At 43.2% G+C, this 9,681-nt stretch carries 7 protein-coding genes and 1 pseudogene; 2 read left to right on the top strand and 6 right to left on the bottom strand.

Annotated elements, in window-relative coordinates; all coding sequences use genetic code 11:
- The 5 genes and pseudogenes from KIV40_RS15685 to KIV40_RS15665 form a co-directional block, all read right to left on the bottom strand.
- A pseudogene (locus KIV40_RS15685) lies at positions 1 to 304 on the bottom strand (hybrid sensor histidine kinase/response regulator); the annotation flags it as partial.
- A gap of 194 nt (positions 305 to 498) precedes the next feature.
- A complete protein-coding gene (gene yciH / locus KIV40_RS15680; protein WP_005531338.1) occupies positions 499 to 810 on the bottom strand; it encodes a stress response translation initiation inhibitor YciH in 312 nt (103 codons plus the stop codon).
- Positions 811 to 814: 4 nt separating this feature from the next.
- A complete protein-coding gene (locus tag KIV40_RS15675; protein ID WP_285350132.1) occupies positions 815 to 1,198 on the bottom strand; it encodes a DUF3319 domain-containing protein in 384 nt (127 codons plus the stop codon).
- 128 nt (positions 1,199 to 1,326) lie between these two features.
- The gene (locus KIV40_RS15670; RefSeq protein ID WP_045395873.1) at positions 1,327 to 2,316 is read right to left on the bottom strand and encodes a D-alanine--D-alanine ligase; all 990 of its coding nucleotides are present in this window, start codon (positions 2,314 to 2,316) and stop codon (positions 1,327 to 1,329) included.
- Positions 2,317 to 2,466: 150 nt separating this feature from the next.
- Positions 2,467 to 3,036, bottom strand: coding sequence for an SPOR domain-containing protein (locus tag KIV40_RS15665; RefSeq protein ID WP_045376616.1), 570 nt, complete (start codon positions 3,034 to 3,036; stop codon positions 2,467 to 2,469).
- 236 nt (positions 3,037 to 3,272) lie between these two features.
- Between KIV40_RS15665 and KIV40_RS15660 the strand changes: the two genes are divergently transcribed.
- Positions 3,273 to 5,906 carry a bifunctional acetate--CoA ligase family protein/GNAT family N-acetyltransferase gene (locus KIV40_RS15660; RefSeq protein WP_228175359.1) on the top strand — a complete coding sequence of 878 codons (2,634 nt, stop codon included), beginning with the start codon at positions 3,273 to 3,275 and terminating at the stop codon, positions 5,904 to 5,906.
- A gap of 124 nt (positions 5,907 to 6,030) precedes the next feature.
- Here the strand turns inward: KIV40_RS15660 and KIV40_RS15655 are convergent, their stop codons facing one another.
- On the bottom strand, positions 6,031 to 6,918 hold the full coding sequence (locus KIV40_RS15655) for a LysR family transcriptional regulator (RefSeq protein WP_285350130.1): 888 nt from the start codon (positions 6,916 to 6,918) through the stop codon (positions 6,031 to 6,033).
- 234 nt (positions 6,919 to 7,152) lie between these two features.
- On the opposite strand from KIV40_RS15655, the gene KIV40_RS15650 reads away from it, so the two are divergent.
- Positions 7,153 to 9,324 (top strand): TonB-dependent hemoglobin/transferrin/lactoferrin family receptor, encoded by a 2,172-nt coding sequence (locus KIV40_RS15650; RefSeq protein ID WP_285350129.1) that lies wholly within the window; start codon positions 7,153 to 7,155, stop codon positions 9,322 to 9,324.
- The last annotated feature ends 357 nt before the right edge of the window (positions 9,325 to 9,681 follow it).

Below are 9,681 nucleotides of genomic sequence, written 5' to 3'. Positions count from 1 at the left end.
TACCCGGTAACCAACTAGCTTTATCAAAGACGCTATTTGTCGATAGAAGTGTTTTGAAATTTTGTTGATTGCAGTCACGGGTAATGACGATAAAGTCATCAAAGTCGATGTATTTCTTTAGAACGCTGTTGAGGCCGGAAAAAATTTCGTGGCGATTACGAGCCTCACTCATAGCAGAAATGGCTGATAAGATTGCTTTGTTTTCGTCAGCTAAGAGCTTCTCTCGCTGTCTTGCCTCTTTTAGTTCGACAAGAGCCTCTTGTAACGCTTCTTGTTGGTAAATCTCTAAATATTTATCTTTCATAAGGTTTATGGAAATATGGATCTATCAATCTACGATTGCTCGCTCTGCTATTAGCTGGGTTTCTTTCAATAGCTGTTTTGTGTGTCGTTCTTTGCAGATGTTTATCTGGGTTAAGTTCTACAAACTTGTCCAAACTGCAGATACAAAAAGAGCGTCATAGTCGACGCTCTTTAAAATCTTTTGCTCAGTTTGAATTAACCACCGGCTAATTTTACTGTCATGCCTTTCTTTTCAAGATGTGCTTTGATCTTGTCACGAGCATCACCTTGGATTTCGATGTTGCCATCTTTTACAGAGCCACCACAGCCGCAAACTTTCTTAAGTTCAGCTGCTAGTAATTTCAGTGGCGCGTCATCCAAATCCAAACCTGTCACAATGCAAACACCTTTGCCTTTACGGCCTTTAGTTTGTCGTTGAATACGAACAATACCGTCGCCTTTAGGGCGTTCGACTTTTTCTTCTTCTGGTTTGATGCGACCAGTCTCTGTTGAATATACGAGTGTCATATTCTTATTTCTTTTGTTGTTGTGCTTGTAGCGCTTTTTGTTTTGCAACTAAATACGCTTCGATATGGCGTTGAATGGCAGGTTTAGCACCTTTTATCAACTTGCCGTTGAACATACAGTACCAAGCATTTGTCTCTCCTGTATCGTTCTTTATCGTGTAGCCGTTAAATACTTCAGATTGTGGACTGCTGGTGCTTTGTGCTCTCTGACTAAGAGTCGCAAACTCTTTAGGGTCGATGATAGATGCCGTGTCACACCACCAATCTATGCTCTTTTTTACCGCCGTTAAACTGCCTTGTAGAACGTGGTTCTTGATCTTGACCTTCCAAACGGCACCGTCAGGTCCGCCTGATTGCAGGTTAAAACCTCTATAATTTGAAATTGCCATACCACTGAGCCATCTATTTAATGCTTTGATACAATCATAAATGCAACCGAGTAATAGTCAAAGTTTAGCACTGTGCCATTACTCAGTTATGCTTAGGTTTACCACAAAATGAACGACGGTAACGTTAGTTAGATTGCAGTATTAATACAATCTGCTAAGAACTCATGGAACTTGTGACCGTTGTTTTGTAGCATTTTCGGGAACATCGAGATTGGCGTCATTCCTGGGAAGGTGTTGACTTCGTTAAGGTAAATCTCACCATCTTCTGTTAGGAAGAAGTCGATGCGCGATAAATGACGTAAATTCATTTGCTTAAAGACGGTTTCCGATGCAACTCGAATCGCTTCCACCTGCTCTTCTGTCAGGTTTTTCGCTTCTACTTCAGTCAGTGAATGGCTAGACGTGCTGTACTTCTCATCGTAAGAATAGAAGGCACCATCAGGCGCAATCACTTCACCAGGCTTAGTAATGTGTAACTCGCCGTTCATCTCATAAGCGGCAACTTCCAGTTCACGAGGTTTGACTGACTTTTCTACCAAGACTTGCTCTGAGTAACCAAATGCATCGTTCACAGCTTGGGAAACAGATTGCTTCTCAGTGACACTGTAACATCCCACAGAAGAACCTTGACGTGCAGCTTTGACAAACACTTTTCCCCATTTATCAAACGCTTGTAACGCTTGTTCATGAGCTTGCTCATCGTTACGTGTTAAGAATAAGTATGGAGTGTTCGGAATGCCAATCGCATCGTACCAAAGCTTAGATGTGATTTTGTTGAAGCTGTTGCTGCTTGCTTCAGGGCCACAGCCTAGGTAAGGAATGCCCGCGATTTCAAACATAGATTGAATGTCACCGGTTTCGCCAGGGAAACCATGAATACAAGGGACAATGAAATCAACGTCTAGGCTTAGGTTGTCTGAACACAGCTTTTTCTGGTTAAGGTCTAAGTAAACCAATTCACCTTGGTTTGTTACCCAACCTTCATTTTTGATTTCTACGCGTGTAACGCTCACGTTTTCAATCAGATTCAGCTGTTGCTCTACAAAGTTTGCAGAAAGTAGTGAAATCTCGTGCTCTGAAGAGCCGCCACCGCATAGTAAAAGAATATTTTTAATCATGAATCAATCTTTCCGTGATCTCCAAAAGATACTATTCAGTATGATAAACCTTTGAGTAGTAACGTACAGTAATTTTACTGTAAGGAATGCTGTTCGAATAGGATTTGACCAAAGAAAAAAGGGAGCAAAACGCTCCCTTCTCTTGTTCTATTAATTTAGCTTGTTAAGCGTTGGATAAGCCGAGTTCTTAATGGCATCAATGCTTTTCACAAATGGCTTAAGCTGTTGGAAGTGCGTTGGCAATGTCGAGATTGCTTGCTTGGCTTCTGCACTTGTTGCGTAGTCACCGTAAAGTACTGAGAACCACTTAGTTCCATTTACCACTTTGTAGTTTTCCCAAATTGGCTGGCTGTTTTGTGGTAGCTGACGCGCAAACTGATCGACTTTTGCTTGGCTGCCTACGGCAACAACTTGGATGGTGTAACCAAAGCGCTGAATGCCTGCTTGCTTCTTACTAGGCGGAATGATCTTAACTGGTTTCACCTGATCTTTAGGTGTTAACTTAACGACCTTTTTCTCTTCAGGCTTCGCAGTCATTTTTACGACTGTTGGTTCTACGTCTTTCTCTACCACTGCGTTCTCAGACGACATAATTGGCTTTGAAATAGACTGAGATTGGTAGTCTTCTCGGTAGCTTTCTGACGTTACGTCAGTGATGTAAGATTCCGATGCACAAGCAGAAAGCAGTACTGACAAGCCGATGATTGCGATTTTTTTCATGAAGTAACAAACGCTCTGGATAAATATTACGATAAATCATGCCGATAGCAGGCTATTTTATCAAGCACCAAACACAATAAACTGTGATTTTGGTGTGATGAGCGACACAAACTCTGTACGCATGGTTTAGTTTTGCACCAATGTCTGGCTTGTTCATATTTAAAGAGAAGCTTATTCGTTTATGATTGTATGAGGAATGACCGACCGTTCTCGTCGTCGATGGCAAAGGAGTCACAATGAATAAGCTACAAAAACTCTTCAAACCGAATTCTGTTGCTGTGATTGGCGCATCTCAAAAAGCGCTGCGCGCAGGCCAAATTGTAATGCGTAATTTGCTTCAAAGTGGTTTTGGCGGGGCCATCATGCCCGTGACACCAAAATACAAATCGGTGTCTGGTGTTATTGCTTATCCAAACATTGCTTCCCTGCCCTATACCCCTGATATCGCCATCCTCTGTACTAATGTGGCACGCAATAAGAAGTTACTGAAAGAACTGGATGAGCGAGGGACAGAATTCGCGATTGTTATTTCTGACGATGCCGAAAACATCGATGTTGCTGACTTAAACATCCGAGTCATTGGGCCAAACAGTCTTGGCGTTATTCTTCCTTGGCATAACTTCAATTGCTCGTTTTCTCCTGTTGCTGCGTTACCCGGCAAGATTGCTTTTATCTCTCAATCCGCAGCCGTTTGCACAACGGTATTAGATTGGGCGAATGACAAGAATATCGGTTTCTCCTCTTTTATTTCTATTGGCCAAGGACAAGATGTTGATTTTGCTGAATTGCTCGATTACTTAAGTATGGATGCAAAAACAGAGGCCATTCTTCTTTACGTGGATACGATTAAAGATGCGCGCCGCTTCATGTCTGCTGCTCGTGCAGCCTCTCGTAACCGACGCATTTTGGTTTTGAAAGCCGGTAAATCGATTCAGGCTAGAACTCTGGGTGATCAAGACGTTGATTCGTTGGATGTGATTTATGACTCGGCGATTCGTAGAACCGGTATGCTACGCGTAGGTAACACCCACGAATTATTTGCCGCTGTAGAAACTCTGACCCACTCTGTTCCACTTCGTGGTGAACGTCTTGCGATCATTACTAACGGTGGCGGACCTGCTGTTATGGCAGTAGATACGTTGCTAGAACGCGGCGGTAAGCTTGCTTCACTTGATGAGGTATCTGCCGATCAGTTAAGCAAGGTATTACCAACCAATTGGCGCGGTGTGAACCCTATCGATCTTGCGGGCGATGCGACGAAAAAGCGTTATGTCGATACGATAAACACGCTCATGAATAATGACTGTACCGATGCGATTTTGATCATGCACAGTCCTTCTGCTGTGTCTGACTCTTTGGAAACCGCCCACGCGGTAATTGAAGCTATTCAAGCCCATCCGAGACACAAACACTTTAATATTCTAACTAATTGGTCTGGCGAACAAACCTCTCGGGAAGCTCGTCTTGCGTTCACTCAAGCTGGCATTCCTACTTACCGAACGCCAGAGAGTGCCGTTGTCGCTTACATGCACTTAGTCGAATACAGACGTAACCAAAAACAACTGATGGAAACACCAACGACGGCGGAACCATTACACTCTGGTAGTGTAAATTCTGCGCGCGAGTGGGCCCGCGAACAATTACTGGATAAAAACACAGTAACACTAGACACCCACCAATCCAGTCCACTATTTGAGCAGTTTGGTTTTCATATTCTCCCTACTTGGATCGCTTCAGAAGTCACAGAAGCCGTACATATGGCAGAGAACATCGGCTATCCGGTGGCAGTAAAACTTCGCTCTCCTGACATTCCTCATAAATCGGATGTACACGGTGTCGCACTTAACCTACGTAACAGCCAAGAAGTCTCGAGTGCCGCACAAGCGATCTTAGACACTGCGAAGCTCAGTTACCCTGCCGCGAATCTTCAAGGCCTTTTGGTACAAGGGATGGCGAAGCTTGGTAGCGCCGAAGAGTTGCGCGTCAGTATCGCGGTGGACAAGGTGTTCGGGCCGGTGATCTTACTTGGGCAAGGTGGTTCAGATTGGAACATCACGCAAGATGCGGTTGCAGCCCTGCCTCCGCTCAATATGAACCTGGCGCGCTACTTAATTGTTATTGCACTGAAATCAGGTAAGGTTCGATTACAGAAACATAAAGATGCGCTAGACATCACCGAACTGTCTAAGTTCTTAGTTCGTATCTCTCAAATGGCGGTTGAGTTGCCAGAAATAGAGAGACTGGATATACATCCAGTGCTTGTATCTGGTAGTGACTTAACCATTATTGATGCCGACGTAACATTGAAGCAATACAAAGGTGATGCGCAAGAACGGTTAGCGATTCGTCCTTTCCCTGCCGAATTTGTTGAAACCGTCACATTGAGAGATGGCCAACCTATTCTGCTTCGTCCTATTTTGCCGGAAGATGAACCTATCCACGCAGAGTTCATCAATAGTGTCTCTAAAGAAGATCTGTACAACCGATTCTTTTCTGACGTTGGCGAGTTCAACCATGAAGCGCTCGCGAATCTCACTCAAATCGATTACGACCGAGAAATGGCGTTTGTTGCAGTGGCGTTTGATGAGAACGGTCCTTCCATCATCGGTGTAGCGCGCGCGCTGATTACTCCGGACAACAGCGATGCAGAGTTTGCCATTTTGGTGCGTTCAGATTTAAAAGGAAAAGGTTTAGGCAAAGTGTTGATGCAAAAGATCATTACTTACTGCCAAGCGAAAGGCACAAAGCAGATGTCTGGTATGACAATGCCAACCAACCGAGGTATGTTGTCACTCGCGCAAAGTTTGGGTTTTGAATTGGATGTACAGTTCGCTGATGGTACTGCCGATATGATTCTTCCTCTCAACTAATTGAGTCCTATCAAGAGAAAGATCGGCATAACTGATTAAAAATAAATAAAGGGACGCTTAATCGCGTCCCTTTGTTGAACGAACTTTACTGTTTGCCTTGCAAAACTAAAATAAAGTTACAGCATCACTTTAATTTCCAATTCTTCTTTAAGTATTGAACGCACCATGATTTCGCTTCACCCATCGCGTTTCTGCGCCACGCAAGAATAATGTCGACCGGCTGATCTTCCGTACCTTCGATTCGCTTTAAGGCGCCACTTTCAATCAAAGGCTGAGCAATTTGGCTTGGGAGAGTGCCTATCCCCAATCCGGAAGTCAGTGCTTCCACTTTCGCGGGAAAGTTCGTGACGGTGAGCCTTGGCTGTTTCTGTATAACATTAATCGACATTGCCGGCTGTTCTCTTGCCGTATCCGCGATCGCAATCACTCGGTATTTCGCCCTCGCAGCATCATCGAAGTCACCACTCCGTTTATGTACATAGTGATCGGATGCAGCCACCCATACCATGCTCATTTTACCGATATTTTCTGCCTTTACGTCCTGAGGTAAAGTGTCTAGCGGAGGACAAACGAGCAGATCTGCACGGCCTGCGTTGAGCGACTCCCATCCCCCCGCGAGAATCTCTTCTTGCAGTCTTACCCGCGTACTACTTACGTTGGCTAGCGCGTCAACCATTGGGAAGAAATTTGAAATCGGAATAATGCCATCAAAAGCGACTGTAATATCGAGCTCCCACCCATTAGCGAGCAAGGTGGCGTCATTAACGAGCTTTTCGCTTGCTTGTAGAATCGCCCTGCCACGTTCAAGTATCAATTTTCCCGCTTCAGTGAAATGTGCTTTGTGGCCTGAACGGTCAAAAATGTTGATATCAAGGTCTTGTTCAAGCTTTTGTATTTGATAACTGAGTGACGAAGGCGCGCGATCTAACTCGTTCGCGGCAGCAGCAAAACTTCCTCTTCTATCAATAGCATCAAGAATATGAAGTGCTTCTAAAGTGATTGGGCTCTGCACAGAAACTCCTATTTGTGTGATGGCTATCACAGTAGTGGTGTTTGAGAAAAAATTAAAAATGTAGCTTCAACCAATATAACAGATTGATATTTAAAGACTACCTTTCCTATAGTACAAATTTTGACTTATAGAATTAACATTAAACAATAATTGGAACGATAGTAATTACCATTTAGATCTAATAAGATACCGCACGTTGTTATTGCCTCTTATGGATTTAAGGTATTGAAGCCAATGTATAAAAAATCAATTTTGTCAGCCTCTATTCTTATCGCCCTCTCCCAAGGTGCTTACGCTGAAGATAGTTCAACATTTAATGAAGTGGTTGTATCCGCGACTCGTACCGAGCAAAACATTAATGACGTATCAGCTTCTGTGGAATCGGTATCTTCTAAAGATATCGAGCGCTCTCTTTCTAAAAATCTGTATGATGCAGTTCAGTATACTCCGGGCGTTGAAGCTACTACTTCAGGTCGTTTTGGTATCTCTGGCTTTAACATTCGAGGAATGGAAGGCGACCGAGTCAAAATTGTTATTGATGGCGTTCAGCAAACCACGCCATTCAATCCAGGAGGCGGTGCGGTTCAAGCTATTTATCCAAACGCGATTGAACTTGACACACTGACAAGTATCGAGATTAACAAAGGTCCATCGTCAACCCTTTACGGTTCAGATGCAATGGGTGGCGTCGTGGTTCTAAAAACAAAAGATCCCTCAGATGTTTTGAAAACAGATGGTGATGAAAACCGCTTTGGTATTAAATCAAGCTACTTCTCTGCTGATGAGCAATTCAAGAACACAGTAACTTGGGCAATTCGCCAAGGGAACCTTGAAACACTATTCATGGGTACTTACGCAACAGGTAGTGAATTGCAAACTTACGGTGATGGAAGCGATATTGATGGCGGTGACCGTGGTTTAGAAAACCCAGCAGACAAAGATTTAAACAACATTCTTGCTAAAGCCTACTACACACTAAATGATACAAACAAAATTGGCGTCGTTTTTGAACGTTACAATTACCAGTACGACGAGAACAATCGCAGAGGAAACTACACTCTGAACTTTGGCCCTATGCCTGGTGTCACTTATGCTGATGCAAAAAGCAGTGATGAGACGACACGTACGCGTTATGGCATTAACTACGAGTTGACGGAAGCTAACCCAGCCTTCGATGAAATGAAGCTAGACCTGAACTATCAGGTTACAGAAAGCGAAAACTCTAACTTCTCAAACGTTACGGATCATATGGGTTATATTGGCTATAACGGCGATCGTACTCGCCTTCGTCAAGCTGAAGATAAGTCGATCCAGTTTGACGCACAGTTCGATAAAGTAATTACCATGGACAATTCCATTCATGAGCTTACTTACGGTTTAAACTTCGTTAAAACAGATTTTAGCCTAACAAACGTCGATATTTTCCATGACAACGGTACCAGCCGCCCTGGTGCAACGACGATTCCAGATGCAGATGTAACTGAATGGGGTGTTTTCCTTCAAAACAACGCGTTCTTACTAGAAGATACGCTTGTTCTTAATGCTGGTATTCGTTATGACTCATTTGAAGCTGACCCTTCTTCAGATGAAGCTTTCAACACTGAGCGCAACAAAAACAGCAACGATTCTTTGACGGGTAAACTTGGAGCAGTCTATCACATCAATGAGAAGCTAAGCACATTCGCTCAAATCAGCCAAGGTTTTAAAGCGCCAACTGTCGAGCAGCTTTACTACGAGTACGACACTGGTGCTGAATTCGTTCCGAACCCAAATCTAGAAGCAGAAAAGAGTTTGTCTTACGAAATTGGCTTCCGCGGACAAAATGATTTTGCTCAATTCGAACTTACGGGCTTCATCACTGAGTATAAAGACTTTATCGATGCAGAAGATTTGCCGAGTAACGATCCGAACAAAGATCGCTTCACTATTGTGAACCGTGATGAAGTGGATATTTCGGGTGTGGAATTCAGCTCGACTCTTCTACTTGATGAAAGCTTTGATGCTCCTAAAGGTATGTACACTAAATTGTCTATTACCTACCTAGATGGTGAAGATAAATCAACGGGTAAACCTCTAGATAGTGTCGCACCATTATCATCTGTAATCGGTTTGGGTTACGATAACGTAGAGCATCACTTCGGTGGCCTAGCTTCTCTTAAGTTAGCAGCGAAAAAAGATGATTGGTCTGACGAGGACCAAATTGACTCATCAGGTTATGGTGTAATGGATATTACCGCTTACTATATGCCAATGAAAGACCTGACTTTATCAGCAGGGTTGTTCAACGCGTTTGACAAGAAATATTGGACATACCAAGACGTTCGCAGCCTTGATAACACCGACAACACCGATTTTTACAGCCAGCCTGGCCGTAACTGGGGTGTATCGGTAGACTACCAGTTCTAATTTGATTTTTAGCGATATAATGAAAAGCGCCTGAGAGTGTCAGGCGTTTTTTATTTTATGTAAACTCTTAAAAGCTGTATTAACGTACTTGTTATACTTTACAGGCTTTTCTCAGAAAAACATTTCTTCCACACTACAAACACAAAAAAGCCAGCATTATGCTGGCTTTTTTTCCGTTTTCATTTCAAAAATGTTAAGAAAAGAATGAAAAATGAAAACTTACTGCTTTGCCATCTCTTTCTTCACCATAACTGCTGCTGCTACGATGAAAGTGATGATTAGACCAAGTTCCATGAACTACCCCGATAGTCTTGAGAAAATTTACGACCTAAATTAAGAGTCGGAGATAGTTTAGCA

The organism is Vibrio sp. D173a, from assembly GCF_030248475.1.
Note: the sequence above shows the minus strand (reverse complement) of the source record. Positions and strands in the feature narration are given on the sequence as shown.

Coding starts and splice junctions, on each gene's coding strand:
- KIV40_RS15660 (WP_228175359.1), top strand. CDS start 3,273: ATGAATAAGCTACAAAAACTCTTCAAACCGAATTCTGTTGCTGTGATT.
- KIV40_RS15670 (WP_045395873.1), bottom strand. CDS start 2,316: ATGATTAAAAATATTCTTTTACTATGCGGTGGCGGCTCTTCAGAGCAC.
- KIV40_RS15650 (WP_285350129.1), top strand. CDS start 7,153: ATGTATAAAAAATCAATTTTGTCAGCCTCTATTCTTATCGCCCTCTCC.
- KIV40_RS15675 (WP_285350132.1), bottom strand. CDS start 1,198: ATGGCAATTTCAAATTATAGAGGTTTTAACCTGCAATCAGGCGGACCT.
- yciH (WP_005531338.1), bottom strand. CDS start 810: ATGACACTCGTATATTCAACAGAGACTGGTCGCATCAAACCAGAAGAA.
- KIV40_RS15665 (WP_045376616.1), bottom strand. CDS start 3,036: ATGAAAAAAATCGCAATCATCGGCTTGTCAGTACTGCTTTCTGCTTGT.